Source organism: Mesorhizobium sp. P2_H9 (genome assembly GCF_056403215.1).
In genome coordinates this window covers 411,261-432,857 of the sequence record NZ_JBFUFX010000003.1, presented here as the reverse complement: position 1 = coordinate 432,857, position 21,597 = coordinate 411,261, and the positions used below count along the sequence as shown (strand labels likewise).

The 21,597-nt window shown below is 63.1% G+C and carries 24 protein-coding genes; 19 read left to right on the top strand and 5 right to left on the bottom strand.

Annotated elements, in window-relative coordinates:
- Positions 1–99 precede the first annotated feature (99 nt).
- Positions 100–1,020, top strand: a complete 921-nt coding sequence (gene ppk2 / locus AC1DXN_RS08115; protein WP_477269155.1) for a polyphosphate kinase 2 — start codon at positions 100–102, stop codon at positions 1,018–1,020.
- Positions 1,021–1,224: 204 nt separating this feature from the next.
- Here ppk2 and AC1DXN_RS08110 read toward each other — a convergent pair whose 3' ends face one another.
- Positions 1,225–1,869: a dihydrofolate reductase family protein gene (locus tag AC1DXN_RS08110; protein ID WP_477269157.1), complete on the bottom strand. Its 645-nt coding sequence runs from the start codon at positions 1,867–1,869 to the stop codon at positions 1,225–1,227.
- Positions 1,870–1,968: 99 nt separating this feature from the next.
- Positions 1,969–2,664, bottom strand: a complete 696-nt coding sequence (locus tag AC1DXN_RS08105) for a winged helix-turn-helix transcriptional regulator (RefSeq protein WP_477269159.1) — start codon at positions 2,662–2,664, stop codon at positions 1,969–1,971.
- A gap of 180 nt (positions 2,665–2,844) precedes the next feature.
- Here AC1DXN_RS08105 and AC1DXN_RS08100 point away from each other — a divergent pair, with 180 nt between their 5' ends.
- A complete protein-coding gene (locus AC1DXN_RS08100; RefSeq protein WP_477242814.1) occupies positions 2,845–3,171 on the top strand; it encodes a DUF1330 domain-containing protein in 327 nt (108 codons plus the stop codon).
- A 71-nt stretch (positions 3,172–3,242) separates the two neighbouring features.
- Here the strand turns inward: AC1DXN_RS08100 and AC1DXN_RS08095 are convergent, their stop codons facing one another.
- Positions 3,243–4,451 (bottom strand): polyhydroxyalkanoate depolymerase, encoded by a 1,209-nt coding sequence (locus AC1DXN_RS08095; protein ID WP_477269161.1) that lies wholly within the window; start codon positions 4,449–4,451, stop codon positions 3,243–3,245.
- A 113-nt stretch (positions 4,452–4,564) separates the two neighbouring features.
- Between AC1DXN_RS08095 and AC1DXN_RS08090 the strand changes: the two genes are divergently transcribed.
- The gene (locus tag AC1DXN_RS08090; protein ID WP_477269163.1) at positions 4,565–5,221 is read left to right on the top strand and encodes a glutathione S-transferase; all 657 of its coding nucleotides are present in this window, start codon (positions 4,565–4,567) and stop codon (positions 5,219–5,221) included.
- Between the two features lie 31 nt (positions 5,222–5,252).
- On the opposite strand, the gene hemB is transcribed toward AC1DXN_RS08090, so the two are convergent.
- Positions 5,253–6,284, bottom strand: coding sequence for a porphobilinogen synthase (hemB, locus tag AC1DXN_RS08085; RefSeq protein WP_477269164.1), 1,032 nt, complete (start codon positions 6,282–6,284; stop codon positions 5,253–5,255).
- An 86-nt stretch (positions 6,285–6,370) separates the two neighbouring features.
- Positions 6,371–7,201, bottom strand: coding sequence for a DUF2066 domain-containing protein (locus AC1DXN_RS08080; RefSeq protein WP_477269166.1), 831 nt, complete (start codon positions 7,199–7,201; stop codon positions 6,371–6,373).
- A 190-nt stretch (positions 7,202–7,391) separates the two neighbouring features.
- Here AC1DXN_RS08080 and AC1DXN_RS08075 point away from each other — a divergent pair, with 190 nt between their 5' ends.
- The 16 genes from AC1DXN_RS08075 to osmF all read left to right on the top strand — a co-directional run bounded on the left by AC1DXN_RS08075 (position 7,392) and on the right by osmF (position 21,555).
- Positions 7,392–8,429: a 3-hydroxyisobutyryl-CoA hydrolase gene (locus tag AC1DXN_RS08075; RefSeq protein WP_477269168.1), complete on the top strand. Its 1,038-nt coding sequence runs from the start codon at positions 7,392–7,394 to the stop codon at positions 8,427–8,429.
- On the top strand, positions 8,426–8,848 hold the full coding sequence (locus AC1DXN_RS08070; protein ID WP_477242820.1) for a DUF6163 family protein: 423 nt from the start codon (positions 8,426–8,428) through the stop codon (positions 8,846–8,848). Before AC1DXN_RS08075 ends, AC1DXN_RS08070 begins: the two co-directional genes overlap by 4 nt.
- Before the next feature lie 206 nt (positions 8,849–9,054).
- A complete protein-coding gene (gene ldtR / locus AC1DXN_RS08065) occupies positions 9,055–9,570 on the top strand; it encodes a transcriptional regulator LdtR (RefSeq protein WP_142869475.1) in 516 nt (171 codons plus the stop codon).
- Positions 9,571–9,772: 202 nt separating this feature from the next.
- Positions 9,773–10,162, top strand: coding sequence for a hypothetical protein (locus AC1DXN_RS08060; RefSeq protein ID WP_477242821.1), 390 nt, complete (start codon positions 9,773–9,775; stop codon positions 10,160–10,162).
- Between the two features lie 307 nt (positions 10,163–10,469).
- Positions 10,470–11,723, top strand: a complete 1,254-nt coding sequence (locus AC1DXN_RS08055; RefSeq protein WP_477242822.1) for a L,D-transpeptidase family protein — start codon at positions 10,470–10,472, stop codon at positions 11,721–11,723.
- Between the two features lie 143 nt (positions 11,724–11,866).
- On the top strand, positions 11,867–13,507 hold the full coding sequence (locus AC1DXN_RS08050) for a Na+/H+ antiporter (RefSeq protein WP_477269170.1): 1,641 nt from the start codon (positions 11,867–11,869) through the stop codon (positions 13,505–13,507).
- A gap of 173 nt (positions 13,508–13,680) precedes the next feature.
- Positions 13,681–14,994, top strand: coding sequence for a serine hydroxymethyltransferase (gene glyA, locus AC1DXN_RS08045; RefSeq protein ID WP_477269172.1), 1,314 nt, complete (start codon positions 13,681–13,683; stop codon positions 14,992–14,994).
- 80 nt (positions 14,995–15,074) lie between these two features.
- Entirely contained in the window at positions 15,075–15,659 is a 585-nt protein-coding gene (locus tag AC1DXN_RS08040) for a hypothetical protein (protein ID WP_477269982.1), read from the top strand.
- 103 nt (positions 15,660–15,762) lie between these two features.
- The gene (gene nrdR, locus AC1DXN_RS08035; RefSeq protein ID WP_477242825.1) at positions 15,763–16,242 is read left to right on the top strand and encodes a transcriptional regulator NrdR; all 480 of its coding nucleotides are present in this window, start codon (positions 15,763–15,765) and stop codon (positions 16,240–16,242) included.
- 2 nt (positions 16,243–16,244) lie between these two features.
- Positions 16,245–17,369 (top strand): bifunctional diaminohydroxyphosphoribosylaminopyrimidine deaminase/5-amino-6-(5-phosphoribosylamino)uracil reductase RibD, encoded by a 1,125-nt coding sequence (gene ribD / locus AC1DXN_RS08030; protein ID WP_477269174.1) that lies wholly within the window; start codon positions 16,245–16,247, stop codon positions 17,367–17,369.
- 11 nt (positions 17,370–17,380) lie between these two features.
- Positions 17,381–17,998 (top strand): riboflavin synthase, encoded by a 618-nt coding sequence (locus AC1DXN_RS08025; RefSeq protein ID WP_477269176.1) that lies wholly within the window; start codon positions 17,381–17,383, stop codon positions 17,996–17,998.
- Positions 17,998–18,213 (top strand): type II toxin -antitoxin system TacA 1-like antitoxin, encoded by a 216-nt coding sequence (locus AC1DXN_RS08020; RefSeq protein WP_477269178.1) that lies wholly within the window; start codon positions 17,998–18,000, stop codon positions 18,211–18,213. The genes AC1DXN_RS08025 and AC1DXN_RS08020 overlap by 1 nt, the downstream gene beginning before the upstream one ends.
- Positions 18,214–18,286: 73 nt before the next feature.
- Entirely contained in the window at positions 18,287–18,781 is a 495-nt protein-coding gene (gene ribH / locus AC1DXN_RS08015; RefSeq protein ID WP_477269180.1) for a 6,7-dimethyl-8-ribityllumazine synthase, read from the top strand.
- The gene (nusB, locus tag AC1DXN_RS08010; RefSeq protein ID WP_477269182.1) at positions 18,778–19,278 is read left to right on the top strand and encodes a transcription antitermination factor NusB; all 501 of its coding nucleotides are present in this window, start codon (positions 18,778–18,780) and stop codon (positions 19,276–19,278) included. The genes ribH and nusB overlap by 4 nt, the downstream gene beginning before the upstream one ends.
- On the top strand, positions 19,275–20,486 hold the full coding sequence (locus tag AC1DXN_RS08005) for an MFS transporter (protein ID WP_477269184.1): 1,212 nt from the start codon (positions 19,275–19,277) through the stop codon (positions 20,484–20,486). Before nusB ends, AC1DXN_RS08005 begins: the two co-directional genes overlap by 4 nt.
- 157 nt (positions 20,487–20,643) lie before the next feature.
- A complete protein-coding gene (gene osmF, locus AC1DXN_RS08000) occupies positions 20,644–21,555 on the top strand; it encodes a glycine betaine ABC transporter substrate-binding protein OsmF (RefSeq protein WP_477269186.1) in 912 nt (303 codons plus the stop codon).
- Positions 21,556–21,597: the final 42 nt, after the last annotated feature.

Here is a 21,597-nt window from a genome sequence, read left to right as displayed (position 1 = left end):
CGGATTTGCGGCGTCCGGTGGCTGCAATAAAACCGTCACTACCGGCCTATATCAAGTCGGCTCAGGGTTTCATGTCAGCCGGCAAGCGGAGCAGCGCAAATGACCGAGTTAAAACAGAATTCTCCAGCCAGGGATTGGCTTGAAGCGGAGCTGGCCGACACGCTCGACGAAGACTACGAACTGGAAATGTCGGAGCCGGCGCTGTCGATGGAGATTGCCAAGATCTACAAGAACGCGCATCCGCCTTCGATCGATCGCATGCAGTATTTTCGTGACCTCATCACCCTGCAGTCCGAGTTGATCAAGCTCCAGTCCTGGGTCGCCTATCACAAGAAGAAGCTGGTGGTCATTTTCGAGGGCCGCGACTCGGCCGGCAAGGGCGGCGTCATCAAGCGCATCACCCAGCGGCTCAATCCGCGCATCTGCCGCGTCGTGGCACTGCCAGCGCCGACCGAGCGCGAGAAGTCGCAATGGTACTTTCAGCGCTACGTGCCGCATCTGCCGGCCGGTGGCGAGATCGTCCTGTTCGACCGCTCCTGGTACAACCGTTCCGGCGTCGAGCGCGTGATGGGCTTTGCCGAACCAGATCAGGTCGAGGAGTTCTTCCGCGACGTGCCGGAATTCGAGCGCATGCTGGTCCGCTCCGGTGTCACGGTTGTCAAATACTGGTTCTCCATCACCGACGAAGAACAGCAGATGCGCTTCCTGATGCGCATCCACGATCCGATGAAGCAGTGGAAGCTGTCGCCGATGGACCTGCAGTCGCGCGTGCGCTGGGAGCAGTATACCAAGGCCAAGGAAGAGACCTTCGCTCGCACCAACATTCCCGAAGCGCCGTGGTTCATCGTCGAAGGCAACGACAAGAAGCGGGCACGGCTGAACTGCATCGATCATCTGCTCAAGCAAATGCCCTATGAGGAAGTCCCGCACGAGGAGATCACGCTGCCGGAGCGCGTCTTCAACCCCGAATATGAGCGCCAGACGCTACCGCGCGAGCTTTACGTGCCGGAGAAGTACTAGCTCCCTTCTCCCCGTCGCTATACGGGGAGAAGGTGCCGGCAGGCGGATGAGGGGCGGCGCTGACTTCGACAGCTGGCTCAAATCGCCGGGATGGACTTATTTCGACGCCATATCGCAGTCGTCCAATCTTCGATCGGTAGCGCCGCCCCTCATTGCCCTGCCGGGCATTTCTCCCCGTATAGTGACGGGGAGAAATAGCTGTAATTACGCCCGCTTGATCACCACATGCGTCGCGAGCGGCGTAGCGGTCTGCTCGCTGCACTGGTAGCCTAGCTTGGGCATGTCGAGGCCGGCAAACAGGTTCTCACCCTTGCCGAGCAGCACCGGCGAAACCGCCAGATGCAACTCGTCGATGAGCTGCTCCTGGAGATACTGCCGGATGGTGGAGACGCCGCCGCCGACGCGGACATCCTTGCCGGCGGCAGCGGTTTTCGCCCGGTCGAGCGCATCATGGATGCCGCCGGTAACGAAGTGGAAAATGGTGCCGCCTTCCATTTCGATAGGGTCGCGCTTGTAGTGCGTCAGCACGAAGACCGGCACGTGGTAGGGCGGATTGGTGCCCCACCAGCCTTTCCAGCTGTCGTCCGGCCAGTCGCCGCGGATCGGCCCGAACATGTTGCGGCCGAGGATCCAGGCGCCGAGATTGTCGAAGCTGCGGACGGTGAAGCGGTCGTCCACATCGGTGGTGCCGCCATCCTTGCCGACCATTTGGTGGAAGCTGCGGGTGCTTGTCATCCATTTGTGCAGCTCCTCGCCACCAACGCCGAGCGGATTTTGCAGGGTCTGGTCTGGACCGGCGCCGTAGCCGTCGAGCGACAGGGTGAATGCATTGACGCGCAGCTTTGACATGAGTGCCTCCGAGATAACCGATTGTGATTTGCAATTGCCTTCTTTGTAGCAAACTGATTGCGAATTGCAAGCGGTCAGTCGAGAGGCCGGTGACGTCAGTTACGCCGCAGCACGCTTCGGCATCACCGCAAACGGGCTGAGGCCAAGCCAGATCTGCATTTTGGCGGCGATATCGAGGTCGCCGGTCAAGCCGATCTTGTCGCGCTCCTTGTGAACCGTCGTCAGCCCCATCCAGATCGAGGTCATGGTGCAGAGGTCCGTCGACACGTAGAGATCGACGTCAAATCCCGGATCATACCAGCAGAGATCGACATCACCCTGCTTCTCGACGATCAGCCACCAGGACCGTTTTGACGTCGGCAGGTCATGGTACAGGAACTGTATCACAGTCCGCCCGTCCGGCAGCGGACTGGGATTCAGATTGCGTCGCATGTCCCACATCAGCAGCGACGGATCGAGGTTCTTCAATGACAGCCGGGCCTCGACCCATTTCTGGCCCCAGAAGCCCATCGCTTCGACCACCGGGCGCAAATCTCTGCCGGCCTCGGTCAGCCGGTATTCGAACACGCCCTTCTCGGATTTGACCTCCGTGCGCTCGACAATGCCGCCGGCTTCAAGGTCCTTCAGCCGTTGCGACAGAAGGGTTGGCGACATTTTCGGAACACCGCGGCGCAGGTCGTTGAAGCGGGTCGATCCCGCCACCAGTTCGCGCAGCAGCACCATGGTCCAGCGAGTGCAGAGCAGTTCGGCGGCCATCGAGAGCGGGCAGAACTGTTTGTATCTGGCTTGCGACATGTGGTGGTCTCCAACAAACGATGACCGAACTTACCCAGAAACGGATCATGGGGCCAGTACAGAACCTGTACTGGGCCCCCTGGTACAGTTCGGTGACTGGAGGGATGCGTCATCGCCGTGGGAAGCAGCGGTCACGTCACCGGGCAGTCCGGTGCCGATCAATGAGGAGTTTGAAAGACAATGACCGCTTATGTGATCGCAGACATCAAGGTGAAGGACGACAAGTGGGTGCCGGCATATGCCGCTTCGGTGCACGATCTCGTGCACAAGCATGGCGGCCGATATCTGGCGCGCAGCGGCAATGTGAAGACGCTTGAGGGCAAGCCGCTGGACACCAGCCTCATCGCCATCATGGCGTTTCCCTCGGCTCAGGCCGCCGAGGCCTTCACCACCGATCCGCAATACGCTCCGTTCGTGGCGGCGCGTCAGGCCGGCAGCGACAGCCGCTTCCAGATGATCGACAATACCGATCTGGCCGGAACGATACCTTATTTGCCCAAGGCGTAAGGAACAGCCGGAACCCGGCGTTTCCGGGTTCCGGCTACCTCTTCAGAGTCTCTAGCCCTGTCGAGCAAAAACTATTCCATCGACAGGATGAGGTTGCGCACGACCGGATAGATTTCGCGCTCCCAGCGCTTGCCGTTGAAGACGCCGTAGTGGCCGACATTGGCCTGCAAATGGTGGCGCTTCAGATGCGGGCGCAGCGAGCGGCACAATTCATGGGCGGCCGAGGTCTGGCCAAGGGCGCAGATGTCGTCGCGCCCGCCCTCGACGGTGAGCAGTGCCGTGTTGCGGATTGCGCCCGGATCGACCGGGCTGCCACGGAAAGTGAACGTGCCGGTCGCGAGCTCCGCCTTCTGGAACACCCGGTCGATGGTTTCGAGATAGAACTCTTCGGTCAGGTCGAGCACCGCCAGATACTCGTCGTAGAAGGTCTTGATTTTCTCGGCCTCGGCGGTCTCGCCGGCCGCCAGATGGTCGTGGAGTTTCTGGTGGGCCTTGTTGTGACGGTCCATGTTCATGGCCATGAACGCGGCAAGCTGGAGAAAGCCCGGATAGACCCGGCGTCCGCCGCCGGCGTGCCGCCACGGCACACGCGAGATGACGGAACTCTGGAACCAGGCCAGCGACTTGCTGACCGCGAATTCGTTGACCTTGGTCGGGCTTTCGCGCGGATCGATCGGCCCCGCCATCAGCGTCATCGAGCGCGGTGTCGCGGGATGCCTGTCCTCGGACACGACGGCGACGGCGGCAAGCGCCTGGACGCAGGGCTGGCAGACCGCCAGTATGTGCGCGCCCGGGCCGATCGCCTCCAGGAAGCGGATGATGTAGTCGACATAGTCGTCCACGCCGAAACGGCCGGCGGAAAGCGGCACGTCGCGGGCATTGGCCCAGTCGGTGATGTAGACCTCGTGGTCGGCCAGCAGCGTCTCCACCGTGCCGCGCAGCAGCGTCGAGAAATGACCCGACAAAGGGGCGATCACCATCACCTTGGGCTGGCGCGTATCCATGTCCTTGGCGAAGCGCAGCAGCGTGCCGAACGGCAGCTCGAGCGCCGTCTCGACGGTGACCGGTACATCGCGATTGCCGACCTTGACCGATTTGATATCGAAATCCGGTCGTGCATGGGTGAGCTTGAAGCGGCCGATCATCTCCAGTCCGGCGGCCAGCCGTTGCTTCACGCTGTCGCCTGAAACCATGCTGCTCATCGCCGAGCGCATGAGATCGGCGAAAAAAAGCGACGGGGCGATGAGATCGTCCTGTAGCTGGTAGGCCTGGTACAGCATCGAGATGCATCCCGTTCCGAAGCGGCCATGTGGCAGTGCAAAAAAATCTAGTGCAAAATTTTGTGCATTGCGAGAGGATTGTTGCCGGCAAAGGGGCTCGGAGGGCCGATCGCATGGCAAAGGCCACGTTGACGATATCGTCGAAGAACTATTCGTCCTGGTCGCTGCGCGGCTGGTTGCTCTGCCGCATGGCGGGGCTGGAGTTCCAGGAGAAGCGCATCGATATCGATGACCCCGGGCAGCGGCAGGAATTGTTGCTGCTGTCGCCATCGGTGCTGGTGCCGCGGCTGACCCATGATGGGGTGACGGTGTGGGACACGCTGGCGATCGCCGAATATCTAGCCGAGACCATGCCGGGTGCCGGCCTGCTGCCGGCCGACCGCGTGGCGCGAGCGCATTGCCGGGCGGTGTCCGGCGAGATGCATTCGGGTTTTCACAATTTGCGCTCGGCGCTACCGATGAGCCTGAAAGCCCGGCACAAGAGCTTCAAGATCTTTTCCGGCGCCCGGCCAGATGTGGAGCGGATCAAGACGATCTGGTCCGAATGCCTGGCGACTTATGGCGGTCCCTGGCTGTTCGGTTCCTCGCCGACCGTTGCCGACGCGATGTATGCGCCAGTCTGCACCCGTTTTCGCACCTACGCGGTTGAGCTCGAAGCACCGCTCGCCACCTATTGCGAGGCGATCCTCGCCTGGCCGCTGATGCAGGTATGGACGCAGGACGCGCTGACTGAGCCCGAGGACATCATCGAACTCGACGTGGAGTTTTAGGAAGATTGGAGCAGGGCGGCTGCGGCGCTGCCTATCCCTTCAGCATCGCCGCCACTTCGGGCGCGAAATAGGTGAGGATGCCGTCGCAGCCGGCGCGCTTGAAGGCAAGCAGGCTCTCCAGCATCGCCTTCTCGCCGTCGATCCAGCCATTGGCGGCGGCGGCCTTGATCATCGAATATTCGCCCGACACCTGGTAGGCGAAGGTCGGCATCTGGAACTCGTCCTTCAGCCTGCGGATGATGTCGAGATAGGGCAGGCCGGGCTTGACCATCAGCATGTCGGCGCCCTCGGCGATGTCCTGCTCGGCCTCGCGCACCGCTTCGTCGGAGTTGGCGTGGTCGATATAGTAGGTCTTCTTGTCGCCCTTGAGCAGGCCGGCCGTGCCGACCGCCTCGCGATAGGGGCCGTAGAAGGCCGAGGCGAATTTCGTCGCATAGGACATGATCGCCACGTCCTGAAAGCCGTTGGCGTCGAGCGCGTCGCGGATGGCGCCGATGCGGCCGTCCATCATATCGGAGGGGGCGATGATGTCGGCGCCCGCTGCCGCCTGGATGACGGCCGCCGCCGTCACCTGTTCCACGGTCTCGTCATTGACGATGATGCCGTCGCGCAAAATGCCGTCATGGCCGTGACTGGTGAACGGATCGAGCGCGGCGTCGGTGATGATGCCGATCTCCGGCACCGCGTGTTTTATCGCGCGCGTGGTGCGGTTGATGATGTTTTCCGGGTCGAGAATGTGCGAGCCGGTCTGATCACGCAGACCGAGTTCGACATTGGGGAAGGTGGCGATGGCTGGAATGCCGAGCTTGGCGGCGCGCTCGGCCTCCTTGACGGCGAGGTCGAGCGACAGGCGAAAGACGCCCGGCATGGCGGCGATCGGTTCGCGGATATTCTTGCCGTCGACGACGAAGATCGGCCAGATCAGATCATCGACCGAAAGCCGGTTCTCCTGGACCAGGCGGCGCGACCAATCGGCCTTGCGCATGCGGCGCAGGCGGCGACTGCCGGTGATGTCGTCGACGCTGCGTGCGCCGGCTGCTTTTGCAGGGGTGAATTTGTTCATCGCCAGAACTCCGGATCGGCGGCTTTTACCACGAGCCCTTGCCGCTGACCAATGCGACACGATTGTGCCAGCGATCGGGTCGAATCCTATTCTGGTTGACCATTGCCCGAGAGAACCTGCGCTGCGCCTCGCATGGCGACGCGGAAGGCCTCGTCGAAGCTTACGCCCCGCACCTGCCATGTGTAGGTCTTGCCGCCCGTGGCCAGCCGCCAGTCGGCGATCCAGCCCAGATCCCTGTCGCTCCAGACGATGCTGCCGGCGAGCGCCTGGTCGGCGCCGGCTTTCTTTGCCAGTTGGTCCAGCGTCTCCAAATCGGCATGGCGCAGCGTCTTGTCGTCAAGACCGGCACCGGAGAGCAGCGACGCCGTGGGAAACGCAATCCGCATCACCAGCGGGCCGGTGGCATTGGTGAACGATTCGCGCATGGCTTGCCCACGGTCCACATCGGCCGTCAGCGCGAAATGCCTTGTTCCTTGCTCCGCCGTCAGAAACACCGCCAGGCGCGGCCGCTCGCCGAGCCACGGCTTGCTGCCAAGGGACGCCAGCACCGGATCGATCGCGGCCGGCTTGTAGAGGCAGGTGAGGTCGTGCGGCCGGTCATGGGTGCCTTGCTCATCATGAACCGGAATGCCTTCCAGCCGGTCGTGATAGCGGAATTCGGCGACGAAACTGCCGGCCTTGTCGCGCAGATCAGCCATCTCCGGCCGCTTTGGCAGGCGCTGGTCGCCGGAGACCCGGACCAGAACCGAGTCCAGGCAGGCCTTGAAGCCGATCTGGCGGTTCACCTCGCCCTGGCCGGTGACGATAGTCTGCGCCTGGTAGAGTTCGTCGAGTGACGTGGCGGACGCAGGCCGAACTGTTGCGTAAACGGCCATCAGTCCGATCATCACCAGCGAGAGGCGCGAATGTCCAGGCATGGCTCACAATCCCCCGAAGCCGGTCATAGCCGCTGAAAGACAGTACGCCACGGCTGCGATGGCGGCGGACTTTCTAACATCGGGCGGTGGCGGTGGCCAAGGTGGGGTGAATACACTCGCGCCATTGACGCACCCATGCGCCACGCTTTAGCACTTCAGTCCCGCAGGCGCGGGGAGGGATTCTTTCACGATGGATTTTGGCGGAGGCGACGAAATTCGCTTCGAACGGTTGGGCAAGGCGGGCGTCGTCACGCTGACGCGGCCGCAGGCGCTCAATGCGCTGACGCATCGCATGATCAAGGCGCTGGACAAGGCGCTCGACGCCTTTGAGCGCGATGACGGCGTCGATGTCGTCGTCGTCAAGGCCGAGGGCAGGGCGTTTTCGGCAGGCGGCGACATAATGCACGTCTACGAGGCCCGGGCAGGAAAGCCGCCGGTCGAGTTCTTCGCCGACGAATACCGGTTGAACGCCCGCATCAAGCGGTTCAAAAAACCCTATGTCGCGCTGATCGACGGCATCGTCATGGGCGGCGGCGTCGGCATTTCCTTCCACGGCTCGCAGCGTGTGCTGACCGAGAACGCCCAGTTCGCCATGCCGGAAGTCGGCATCGGTTTCTTCCCCGATGTCGGCGGCAGCCATCTTCTGCCGGATCTCGGCGGCAGCTTTGGCATGTATCTGGCGCTGACCGGAAACCGCATCCGCTATGGCGACGCGCTGTGGTCGGGTCTCGCCACGCACACCATCAAGGCCGAGGACCAGGCCGGCTTTCTCGACCGGCTGGCGGCAACTGGCGACCCGGAATCGGTGCTGCGCGGGTTCTTTATCTCGGCCAAGCGCGAGACCGACCGGCCGACGCTGGCAGCGATCGCCCAGCATTTTGCGCAAGCCTCGCTCAGGGATATCATCGACAGCCTGGAGCGGGCGGCAGCAGCCGACGAATTCGCCGCCAAGACACTGGCGACCATCCGAACCCGCTCGCCGACCAGCCTGCATGTCGCCTGGCGCCAGATCAGCGCCGGCCTGACATTGTCGATGGACGAATGCATGAAGATGGAGTTCCGCATCCTCAACCGCATGCTGTCAGGCCGCGATTTCTACGAAGGCATCCGCGCCGTCATCATCGACAAGGGCTCGAAGCCACACTGGCAGCCGGCCAGCATCGATGCGGTCGGCACTGCCGACATCGATGCCTATTTCGCTCCACTCGAACGGGAGCTCGAACTGTGAGCGAGGCCGCCTCGAGACGCATCGTGCTGCAGCCCTCCGGCGTCGAGATCATCTTCGCCTGGTTCCAGCGCGTCATAGCGGGCTACTGCCTGCTGTTCGGCATTCTCTACTGGATCCGGCTGATCGGCTTCTATCCCGGCCCGCTGTGGCGCTTCGATCTGATGCCGGTGCACTGGCAGGTGGCGGCCGTGGTGCTCGCCGTGTTCTTTCCCTTCGCCGCCGCCGGCCTGTGGATGCTGGCGTCGTGGGGCCCCGTGATCTGGTTCATCTGCGCGATCACCGAGACCATCATGTATGCCGGTTTCCCCGACCTTTTCGGCCACCGGCCGCTGATCATCTTTTCCCACGTCGCGGCGGCGCTGCTCTATATCGTCTTCCGCGTGGTGATCTGGATGCGCAAACGCCCGACGCGGGCGTGAGCCCTGGTTGCCCCGAAATCATTGGCTAAATCTTTAGGTTAATTATCCTTGCTCGGGTGACCGTTCGTTAAGCCTCTTGCGAAACCTATTACCGGTAAGCTCTTGTTAGCCCTAGCGTTTAAGTCGAATTTTATGAGTATTCGATAGTGTCGCGATCAAGGTGAAAAACAAAAAATCACCAGGGCGACAAACGAGAGGCAAAGACAATGATCAATTCGCGTCCGGCGGCGAAGACCGCCAACGTATCCGACGACCGCCGCGAGGCGATCCGTTCGCTGTACATGGAATCGCTGCAGCTGGTGGAGCGTCTGCACCGCCGTCTGCTTGATGTGATCAAGGACGAATTCGACCGCAACGGCCGCTCCGACATCAATGCCATCCAGGCGCTGCTGCTGTTCAACATCGGCAATTCCGAGCTGACCGCCGGCGAACTGCGCTCGCGCGGCTACTATCTCGGCTCGAACGTCTCCTACAATCTGAAGAAGCTCGTCGATCTCGGCTTCATCAACCACCAGCGCTCGCGCATCGACCGTCGTTCGGTCCGCGTCTCGCTGACGCCGAAAGGCAATGAGGTGGCGGACGTCGTCGCCGGTCTCTATGAGCGCCATGTCGGCTCGATCGAACAGGTCGGCGGCATCAACAGCGAAGAGTTCAAGCAGATGAACCGCGCGCTGCAGCGGCTCGATCGCTTCTGGAACGACACCATCGCCTACCGGATGTAAGGCATCCCAGGCAGCAAGATTCGAGCCGGGCCAGAAAGAAGCGCGGCCGGGGCAGAAGGAAATCAGGACCGGCGCCGGGGGGCACCGGTCCTTTTTTCTTTGGTGGCGCAGAAACCTTGCCCAAAGCTCAGCCGCCTCGTCGGCAGCCTCCTTGGCAGGGTTGCGGCAACGGTGCTTAATTGTCGCGGCCTGGAGGGAGCGCATGATGGACCTGGGGAACCGCTCGACGATTTGCTCGCTTGCCGCGGTGTTTTTGCTGGCCGCGCAACCGGCGTTTGCGGAGGAGTGGTGGAAGGATTCCTTTGCCGCGCAAGGCAGCGCCCCATGCGACAACAATGACTCCATCGTGACGTTCACCGACAAGGCGGTGGAGATGTGGGAAGTCCGCTGCACATTGATCAAAGTCCAGAAGATCAACCGCCTGGACGCGATCATTCTGGACATGAGCTGCACGGACGGCGAGGGCAGCCCGGACAAGAGACGGGAGATGCTGCTCAAATTGGACAACAAGGTCCTGCGCTATCCCCAAAATGAGGTGTTACAGCGATGCTCGGAATTGAAGGCGCCGCCGGGTCAGGAGCCGAAGGGTTGAGACTTCGCGCTGAGCGATGACGGTGCCGAAAAGCACCGATCTCGGCTTTTCGCCGCTCCGGCCAATCCAAATTCGGGCAGCAGCCACGTTGCCGCCATATTCCCGGTGAAAGCGAGGATACGGGTGATGCTGCGGTGAAGGCCAAGATTTCACAAGGCAGAGTGCTCATCCGGAACTGGCATCGCACCCGTGCGTTTCACGCCCAAGTGATGCAAGCCATGGTTGGCTAATTGTTAAGATTGCCAATCTTAGAGTGCGGGCGAGATCGCCCGGTGATCCGATTGCTACAAGAATGTCTGGAACGTCCATGAGAACCAGCCGCCGTTTCTTCCTTTCCGGAGCCTCCGCGCTCGCCGTCGCAATGGTTGCGAACAGCGCCAATGCGCAGGATGTGATCGGGGATATCCTGAAATCCTCGGCCCGCGGCAATTGGGACGACCAGTTCGATGCCCGCGCCTCAGAAGGTGGTAAGGTCGCCTCGACGCTGCCGATCTTCAGCCTGCAGACCGTTGCCTTCACCGAGCAGGCCGTCGCGCAGTATCAGAACATCGTCGCCCAGGGCGGCTGGGTCGAGGTTCCCGCGACCAAGAAGCTGCAGCTTGGCGTCGACGATCCCGACGTGGTGCCGCTGCGCAAGCGGCTGATGATGTCGGGCGACCTGGCGCAGAGCGCCGGCATTTCGACGTCCTTCGATTCCTATGTCGACGCGGCCGTCAAGCGCTTCCAGGCGCGCCACGGCCTGCCTTCGGACGGCTCGATGGGCAAATACACCTACGCGGCGATGAATGTTTCGGCGCAAATCCGGCTTGGCCAGTTGCAGACCAATCTGCAGCGGCTGCGCGAAAAGGCCGGTACGCTGGGCAACCGCTACGTACTAGTCGACATTCCCGGCGCCCAGATCGAGGCGGTCGAGAACGACCGTGTCGTGCTGCGCCACACCGCGATCGTCGGCAAGATCGACCGCCAGACGCCGATCGTCAATTCCAAGATCAACGAGATCATCGTCAATCCTTACTGGAACGCTCCGGTCTCGATCGTGCGCAAGGACATCATTCCGCTGATGCGGAAGAACCCCGACTATCTCAAGGACAGCCATATCCGCCTGTTCGCACCGGATGGCAGCGAGGTCGATCCGATGACAGTCGACTGGTCGACCGACGATGCAGAAAAGTACCGCTTCCGCCAGGATCCGGGCTCCGGCAACGCCATGGCCTCGGTCAAGATCAACTTCCCGAGCCCGGATGGCGTCTATATGCATGATACGCCGCAGCAGAGCCTGTTCGGCAAGATGATGCGGTTTGATTCCTCGGGCTGCGTGCGCGTGCAGAATGTGCGCGACCTCGTCACCTGGATCCTGCGCGACACGCCAGGCTGGGACCGCCAGCACTTCGAGGCGGCGATCAAAACCGGTGAGAACACGCCGGTGCAGGTCACCAATCCGGTACCGGTTCATTTTCTTTATGTCTCGGCCTGGTCGACGGGGCCAGGCGTCGTGCAGCTGCGCGACGACATTTACGGCCTCGACGGGGCCAGCGAGTTGCAGATTACCTCCGCGCTCTAAGCGACTGATATTATTTCTTAAAAGGCCGCCGACGGGCGGCCTTTTTGTTTTTCGAATTCCCGGACGGCGTGTCTATTTCTTGCCGGCTGGACGGACCGGCCGGCTTTGCGCATGGTCGGCAACAACGCGTCTGGAACCGCAACATGGAAGTCGCCGTCTTCATCCTGGTCGTGCTGGTCTTCGTCGCCGTCTCCGGCGCGCTGGTACGGCTGGTGCGGGTACCGCTGCCGGTGCTGCAGATTGCCATAGGCGCCGCACTTGCCTGGCCGATGCGCGGCCTGCATGTCGAGATCGATCCCGAACTGTTCCTGCTGGTGTTCATCCCGCCGCTACTGTTCAGCGACGCCGCGACCGCGCCGAAGCGTGAATTGCTGGCACTGCGCGGGCCGATCCTCGACCTTGCCATCGGGCTGGTCTTCTTCACCATCGTCGGTTTCGGCTATGCCTTGCACTGGCTGGTGCCGAGCATACCGCTCGTGGTCGCTTTCGCGCTCGCTGCAGTGCTGTCGCCGACCGACGCGGTGGCGGTGTCCTCGATCGTCGACAGGAATGTGGTGCCGGCGCGGCTGATGCACATTCTGGAAGGCGAGTCGCTGCTCAACGATGCGTCGGGCCTGGTCATGTTCCGCTTCGCCGTGGCGGCAGTGCTGACCGGCAGTTTTTCTTTCGCCGCCGCATCACTGACCTTCCTCTACGCCGTCGCGGTCGGCATCCTGGTCGGCGTCGCTGCGCTGTTCGCCGCCGCCAAGACGCTTCAGCTTCTGAACCGCATCGGCGGCGTGCCGGCCGAGGCTCAGGTGCTGGTCATGATTCTGATCCCCTTCATCGCCTATCTCGGCGCCGAATATGCCGGCGCCTCCGGCATTCTGGCGGCAGTCACCGCTGGTCTGCTCACCGGTGGCTCCGGCGTTTTCCGCTATCTCGGCGTCTCGGCGCGCATGCAGACGATGTCGCTTTGGACGACGCTGTCGTTCGTCTTCAACGGCGCGCTCTTCATCCTGCTCGGCTTGCAACTCCCTGATATCATCCGAAAGGTGCCACCAGAACTTTCGACCCGGCATTGGCTGGTCGAACCTGTTGCCACGGTGCTGATCCTGACGCTGTGCCTGATCGCGTTGCGCTTCCTGTGGATCTGGGTCGGCGATATCGCAGCCGGTATCGCGGCGCGCCTGGGCAAGCGCAAGGCCGAGCCGTTCGGCCTGCGCGTGCGTCTCGCCGGTTCCGTGGCCGGCGTGCGTGGCGCAATAACACTGGCAGGCATCCTGTCGTTGCCGCTCGCCATGCCGGACGGTTCGCCCTTTCCTGCGCGCGATCTGGTGATCTTCCTCGCCGCCGGCGTCATCATCTGCTCGCTGATCATCGCCAGCCTGGCTTTGCCGAAGATCGCCCGCGGGCTGGTCGAGCCGGGCGAGGATCCGAGTGCTGCCGAGGAGCGCCGGGCGCGCGTCGGCGCGGCCAACGCAGCAATCGCCCGCATCGAGAGCGTCGCCAATGACGCAAGCGAAGGGGAGGCGGCCGATGCCCGCCTGGCGGTGGCTGACAGCATCGTTGCCGGCTACCGCCGCCGCATCGCCGCCTCCGACGAAGCCAATGAAGCCCGAGCCGAGGCTCGCGAAGCCGGGCGGCTGGAGCTGGAACTCCGGTTCTCAGCCATCGAGGCTGAGCGCACCGCTATACGCGCCATGTTGCGCAGCGGCGAAATCAACGACCATACGGCACAGGCGCTGTTTGCCGAGATCACGCTGACCGAGGCCTTGTTGAAAGGCCGGCAGTCCAGGAAATAGCGACTACCCGCCCTGCTGGCGCAAACCGGCCAGCAAATTTCGCGCCGCAAACGTGGCGAGGCGAAAACAACTGTGTTAATGGCGCGGCAATGCATGTCGCCCAAACGTGTACAGCGGTTTTGGGGCAACGATATGCATAGGTAAATTGCCCCCGAACCCGAGGATTTCAGGCCATGGCAACAGCAGCGGCAGTGTCGAACAAATTCGAATCCTTCTTCGAAACCACGCTGGCCGACGCCGATCCGGAGATTTTCGGCGCCATCCGCAACGAACTCGGCCGCCAGCGCCATGAGATCGAGCTGATTGCGTCGGAAAACATCGTCTCGCGCGCCGTGCTCGAGGCGCAAGGCTCGATCATGACCAACAAATACGCCGAGGGCTATCCGGGCAAGCGCTACTATGGCGGCTGCCAGTTCGTCGACGTGGCCGAGGAACTGGCCATCGAGCGCGCCAAAAAACTGTTTGGCTGCAACTTCGCCAACGTCCAGCCGAATTCCGGCAGCCAGATGAACCAGGCGGTGTTCCTGGCGCTGCTGCAGCCCGGCGACACCTTCATGGGTCTCGACCTCAATTCCGGCGGGCATCTGACCCACGGCTCGCCGGTCAATATGAGCGGCAAATGGTTCAAGGTCGTCTCCTACGGCGTGCGCAAGGAAGACCACCTGCTCGACATGGACGCGATCGAGAAGACCGCGCACGAGACCAAGCCGAAACTGATCCTGGCTGGCGGCACCGCCTATTCGCGCGTCTGGGACTGGAAGCGGTTTCGCGAGATCGCCGACGCGGTCGGCGCCTATCTGATGGTCGACATGGCCCACATTGCCGGCCTGGTCGCCGGCGGCGTGCATCCGTCGCCGCTGCCGCATGCGCATGTGGTGACCACCACCACGCACAAGTCACTGCGCGGCCCGCGCGGCGGCATGATCCTGTGCAACGACGAAGACATCGCCAAGAAGATGAACTCGGCCGTCTTCCCTGGCCTGCAGGGTGGCCCGCTGATGCACGTCATCGCCGCCAAGGCTGTGGCGTTCGGCGAGGCGTTGAAGCCGAGCTTCAAGGTTTACGCCGAGAGCGTTGCTGCCAACGCCAAGGCGCTCGCCTCCAGCCTGCAGGAAACCGGCCTCGACATCGTCTCCGGCGGCACCGACAACCACCTGATGCTGGTCGATCTGCGCCCCAAGAACGCCACCGGCAAGCGCGCCGAGGCAGCCCTTGGCCGCGCCAACATCACCTGCAACAAGAACGGCATTCCGTTCGATCCGGAAAAGCCCTTCGTCACCTCCGGCGTGCGTCTCGGCACCCCGGCCGGCACCACGCGCGGCTTTGGCCAGGCCGAGTTCCGCGAGATCGGCAAGCTGATCGCCGAAGTGCTGGACGGGCTGAAAGTCGCCAATTCCGACGAAGGCAACGCTGCCGTGGAGGCCGCGGTGAAGGCCAAGGTGGTGGCATTGACCGATCGCTTCCCGCTCTATCCCTATCTCGGTTGACCGCCAGCGGCGCGTCCTCTTTTATCCTGCACTCTGCGCCGCTCCTTGATCGGGCGGCGCGGCTTACTGGAGACTTGATGATGCGCACTTTCGGTCTTGCCATTCTGGCCCTTTTCGGCGCGTTTGCCGCCTTCGCTGTCTCAGGAGCGGTTGCCCAGGAGCAGCCGAGCACGGATGGTCCGGCCACCAACACCTTTGGCAGGTGGACCACCATCATCGATACGCTCGACACCGGCCAGGATTCGCACAAGACCTGTGCCGCCTCCACGGCCTTTGTCGATGGCAGCGGCAATGCGGGCACGCTGACGCTTTCGATCTCGAGCGGCGACGCTCTGCCGCCCGATGCCTATCCGGCGATTATGATCACCGTCGGCAACAAGGATTTGCCGGTCGGCAAGAAGATCGCGGCGACCTTCGGCGATCCCGGCGTCAAGGTTTCCGCGACGGTCTATTCCAATGATGCCATCAAAGGGCGCCCGAGCTGGACGGTCGACAATCAAGCCAAGACCAGCCTCGCTTTATTGCGCGCCATGCGCAAAGTCGTCTCGCTCGATGTCGTTTTCGGCAAACAGACTGTCACCAGTATCCCGATGGACGGCTTCACCAAGGCCTATCGCAATCTCGGCACATCCTGCGGTTTCCCGACCAAGGACGTCGCGCCCTGACGCATCTGGTGGCGCTGGCAATCTTCCTCGCGCCTCGCTATCTCTGAGGCGCGGAAGGCTTTAAGCCTTTCGCTCACCAGGAATCTCGAACCGAAGGCTTTTCATGCGCTGTCCCTACTGCCAGTCCGAAGATACGCAGGTGAAGGATTCGCGCCCCGCCGAAGATGGCGCGGCGATCCGCCGGCGGCGCGTTTGCCCCGATTGCGGCGGCCGCTTCACCACTTTCGAACGCGTCCAGCTGCGCGATCTCGTGGTGGTGAAAAAGTCCGGACGCAAAGTGCCGTTCGACCGCGACAAGCTGCTGCGCTCGGTCGAGATCGCCGTGCGCAAGCGCAATGTCGATCCCGAGCGCATCGACCGCGCCGTCACCGGCATCGTGCGCCAGCTCGAAAGCTCGGGCGAGACCGAAGTTGCCTCGGGTGAGGTCGGGCGGCTGGTGATGGAGGCGCTGAAGTCGCTCGACGACGTCGCCTATGTGCGCTTCGCCTCGGTCTATCGCAACTTCCGCGAGGCCAAGGATTTCCATGACGTGCTGGGCGAGCTCAAGGGCGACGAGGCCAAGGGCGAAGAGGAAGCCGGCTGAGCATGGCAAGGCCTGACAAAGCCGCGCAAGAGGTTCTTGATCGCCGCTTCATGGCGGCAGCACTCAGGCTGTCGCGCAAAAATGCCGGGCGGACCTCGACCAACCCTTCCGTCGGCACGCTGATCGTGCGTGACGACGGCTCCGGGCCGATGATCGTCGGCACCGGCGTCACCGCTGTCGGTGGCCGGCCGCATGCCGAGACCGAGGCACTGGCCGAGGCCGGCGAACTGGCGCGTGGCGCCACCGCCTATGTCACGCTGGAGCCTTGCGCCCACCACGGCCGCACGCCGCCTTGCGCCAATGCGCTGGTCAATGCCGGCGTGGCACGGGTGGTAGGGGCGGCGAGCGATCCCGATCCGCGCGTGTCCGGCCAGGGCTATGCCATCCTGCGCGCCGCCGGTGTCGAGGTGGTCGAAAAGGTGCTGGCGACCGAGGCCGCCGAGCAGATGGCCGGCTATCTGATTCGATCGCTCAAAAAACGCCCGGAAGTGATTCTGAAGCTTGCGCTTTCCAGCGACGGCAAGATCGGCGTGGCAGGCGACGGGCAGGTCTCGATCACCGGCGACATCGCGCGGCGCGAAGTCTACCTGATGCGAGCCGAGGCCGACGGCATATTGGTCGGCATCGGCACGGCTCTGGAAGACGATCCGGCGCTGACCGTGCGGTTGCCAGGATTGGAAAACCGCTCGCCGGCGCGCATCGTGCTCGACCGCCAGATCAGGTTGCCGGAGACGTCGAAGCTGGTATCCGGCATCGACCGGGTTCCGCTCTATGTCGCCGCGTGCCTGGAGGCCGATCCGCACCGGCGCGCAGCGCTGGAGCGTGCCGGCGTGCGCTTCATCGGCACCGAAACGCATGAAGGCGGCGTCGCACTGCCGGAACTGCTCGAGGATCTGGCCGCGCTCGGCATGGCGAGTGTGCTGGTCGAGGGCGGCGCCAAGGTCGCCAGCGCTTTCCTGGCCGACGGGCTAGTCGACCGCATCATCCTGTTCCAGGGGCCGGAAGCGATCGGCAAGGTCGGCATTGCATCGCCCATCGACGCCAACCATATCCCGGCAGGATTTCGCAAATTGCGCGACATGCAGTTCGGCGAAGACAGCTACGCGGAATGGATACGAAACTTCTAGGATCAGCATCGATGTTTACCGGAATTGTCACCGATGTCGGCACAGTCGCCGCCGTGAGGCCGCTGCGGGAAGGCGTCGGCTTGCGCATCGACACTGCCTACGACCCGGACACCATCGCTATCGGCGCCTCGATTTCCTGCGGCGGCGTCTGCCTGACGGTGACGGCACTGCCGGAAAGGGGCGCCAATGCGCGCTGGTTCGAGGTCGAGGCCTGGGAAGAGGCGCTCCGGCTGACGACGGCCATGGGCTGGAAATCCGGCACGAGGATCAATCTGGAGCGGGCGCTGAAGATTGGCGACGAGCTCGGCGGCCACATCGTATCGGGCCATGTCGACGGCATGGCCGAGATCGTGGCCCGCAAGGAGGAGGGCGACGCCGTGCGCTTCACCATGGACGCGCCGCGCGAGCTGGCGAAATTCATCGCGCCAAAAGGCTCGGTCGCGCTCGACGGCACCTCGCTTACCGTCAACAAGGTCGAAGGCACCCGTTTCGACGTGCTGTTGATCCACCATTCGCTGACTGTGACCACCTGGGGCGAGCGGAACGTCGGCGACCGCGTCAACCTCGAGATCGACACCATGGCCCGCTACGCGGCGCGGCTGGTCGAGGCGGCGAAAGAGGGGCTTTGATGGCCAAGGACAGAGTAAATTCTACCCGGGAAGGCAAGCTGACTCACAAGCCAGTGGCAAATGGGGACATCGGCTTTGCTATTGAGAAGCGCCAGCATCTCGATTTGTCCGCCAGGGACGCTCACGTCTTCGTTGACGCCTTGACCACACCGCGCCCGGTGAACGATCGTCTACGCGACACCGTGCATCGGTACCGTCAAGCCACCGGCGAATGAGCACCTCCGGCAATCTTCCGCTTGCGATCAAACCGGCTTCAGCCTAAGTCACCGGTTACCCCCGGAGACATCTATGGCTGGCACATCCCAACACGGCAAAGCGTTCATCCGTCCGAAGCAGAAGGCCCACCTTCTGATCATCGAGGCGCGCTTCCACGACGATCTTGCCGACGCGCTGCTCGACGGCGCGACAAGCGCGCTCAAGGACGCGGGCGCGACCTATGACGTCGTCACCGTTCCCGGTTCGCTCGAAATCCCCGCTGTAATTTCCTTCGCACTCGACGGCATGGCCGAAGGCGGTACAAACTATGATGGCTTTGTCGCACTCGGCACCATCATCCGCGGCGACACCTATCATTTCGACATCGTCGCCAATGAATCCAGCCGGGCGCTGATGGATATCTCCGTGCAGGACTCCGTCTGCATCGGCAACGGCATCCTGACCACCGAGAACGACGAGCAGGCCTGGACGCGGGCAAAGCGTTCGGAAGGCGACAAGGGCGGCTTTGCCGCGCGTGCCGCGCTGACCATGATCGCGCTCAAACAGCAGCTGGGAGCCGGATCGTGAGCGAACCCGCTGCGCCCGGCCAACCCGCGATCCGCCACGCCAACAAGCGTGGCGCCGCCCGTCTTGCCGCCGTTCAGGCGCTCTACCAGATGGACGTTGCCGGCAGCGGTGTCATCGAAATCACCGCCGAATATGAGGCCTTCCGGCTCGGCAAGGAAGTCGACGGCGCGCTCTACCGTGAGGCCGACGCGCAATGGTTTCGCGCCATCCTCTCCGGCGTCGTCGAGAACCAGAAAAGCATCGATCCGATCATCCGCCAGGCGCTGACCGAAGACTGGCCGCTGTCCAGGCTCGACTCGACGTTGCGCGCCATCTTGCGCGCCGGCGTCTACGAATTGATGAAGCGCGAGGATGTGCCGGTGGCGGTCATCGTTTCGGAATATGTCGATATCGCCAAGGCGTTCTACGAAGACGACGAGCCGAAGCTGGTCAATGCCGTGCTCGATCGCGTGTCGCGCCGGGTGCGCGGCGAGGGGCGCGGCAAGGACGCTGTATGACTGTCGCCGCCGGGGTCGCAAAGGAAGCGCGTCGGACGGCAATCATCCTGGCCGTCTCGCAGGCGATCATCGGTTCGGCCGCGCCGATCGCCATTTCGATGGGCGGCTTGGCCGGCCAATATCTGCTTGCCACTGACAAGTCGCTGGCGACGGCGCCGATCACCGGCTTCAATGTCGGCGTGGCGGTCGGTGCGCTGCCGGCCGCGGCCATCATCCGCCAGCTTGGCCAGCGCGGCGGCTTCATGACCGGCACGGTCATCACCGCACTCGGCGGGTTGGTCGCCACGCTGGCGCTATTTCAGGCCAGCTTCTGGCTGTTCGCGTTCAGTCTGGCCGTCATCGGCGTCGGCGGCGCCTTCGTTCAGCAGTTCCGCTTCGCTGCCGCCGACAATGCGCCGCCCGAATTCAAGGCGCGCGCCATCTCCTTCGTGCTCGCCGGCGGCATCATCACCGCCATCCTCGGGCCGCAGATCGTCATCTTCACCCGCGAATTGTTTGCGCCGGTGATGTTTGCCGGCTCGTTCGCCGCCATTCTGCCGCTGGCCGCGGTCGGCGCCATCATCCTATCGTTCCTGCGCATTCCGGCCAAGGCTGCCGGCAAGGCGGAGATCGCCGACAGCGACGCCCGGCCGCTATCCGAGATCGTCACCCGGCCGCGCTTCGTCGCGGCGCTGTTCTGCGCCGTTGGCAGCTACGCGCTAATGAGCTTCGTAATGACCGGAGCACCGCTGGCCATGGTCGGCTGCGGCCTGTCGACGGACGACGCCACGCTCGGCATTTCCTGGCATGTCATGGCGATGTTTGCGCCGAGCTTTTTCACCGGCTCGCTGATCCACCGCTTCGGCGCCGAACGCATCGTTGCCGCCGGCCTTGTCCTGCTGATCGGCTGCGCTGCTGTGGCGCTGTCGGGCCTTCATCTGTGGCAGTTCTGGACGGCGCTGATCCTGCTTGGCCTCGGCTGGAATTTCGCTTTCATCGGCGCCACCGCCATGGTCGCCGACAGCTACCACCCTTCCGAAAAAAGCAAGGTGCAGGGCTTCCACGATTTCGTCCTGTTCGGCTCCGTCGCCTTCGCGTCGCTGATGTCGGGCATGATCTACAATGCCTGGGGCTGGGAGATGCTGAACTGGATCGTCTTCCCGGTGACGGTGCTGTGTTTCGTCGCGCTGGGAACATTGAAGTTCACGGACTTGCGCCAACCCAGCTGACATCACGCTGTCGGGACTGGCCAAGCCGGAATGGCCGCTTCCGAACAAAATTATTGCGCTGATCCCTCATCTTATGAAACCGTGTGCCCCGACTGGGCGTTGAAGCCATGCTCATATGCGGCCACCGGATTTCGGTTCACAGCAAGGGGTTTTCACAATGTTTTCAATCAAGGCTCTCGCCGGCGCAGCCCTTGCGCTCGGCATCACCGCCGCCTCCGCCAGCGCCCAGGTGGTGGTGTCCTCGAAGATCGACACCGAGGGCGGCGTGCTCGGCAACATCATCCAGCTGGTGCTCAACGCCAACAACATAAAGACCACCGACCGCATCCAGCTCGGCGGTACGCCGGTGGTGCGCAAGGCGATCACCGCCGGCGAGATCGACATCTATCCGGAATATACCGGCAACGCCGCCTTCTTCTTCGAAAAGGCCGATGATCCGGTCTGGAAGGATGCCGCCAAAGCCTATGAGTCGGCAAAAAAACTCGACTATGACGCCAACAAGATTGTCTGGCTGGCGCCGTCGCCGGCCAACAACACCTGGGCGATCGCGCTCCGCAAGGAGGTTGCCGACGCCAACAAGCTGGCAACCCTGTCCGACTTCGGCAAATACGTCGCCGGCGGCGGCACGGTGGTGCTGGCGGCCTCGGCCGAATTCGTCAATTCGGCGGCAGCCTTGCCGGCGTTCCAGACCACTTATGGCTTCACGCTGAAGCCGGAACAGCTGATCACGCTGTCGGGTGGCGACACCGCAGCGACCATTGGCGCGGCGGCGAACCAGACCAACGGCGCCAACGCTGCCATGGTCTACGGCACCGACGGCGGCATCGCGCCGTCCGGCCTGGTCGTGCTCGACGACGACAAGGGCGTGCAGCCGGTCTACCAGCCAGCGCCGATCATCCGCGAGGCGGTGCTGAAGGAACATCCCGAGATCGAGACGCTGCTGAAGCCGGTCTTCGCCAAGCTCGACCTCGTCACGCTGCAGGAACTCAATGGCCGCGTCCAGGTTGGCGGCGAGCCGGTCAAGGGCGTCGCCGAGGACTTCCTGAAGAAGAACGGCTTCCTGAAATAGGGCGATCCCGGCGCGCCGCATTCGTGGCGCGCCGGATCGACT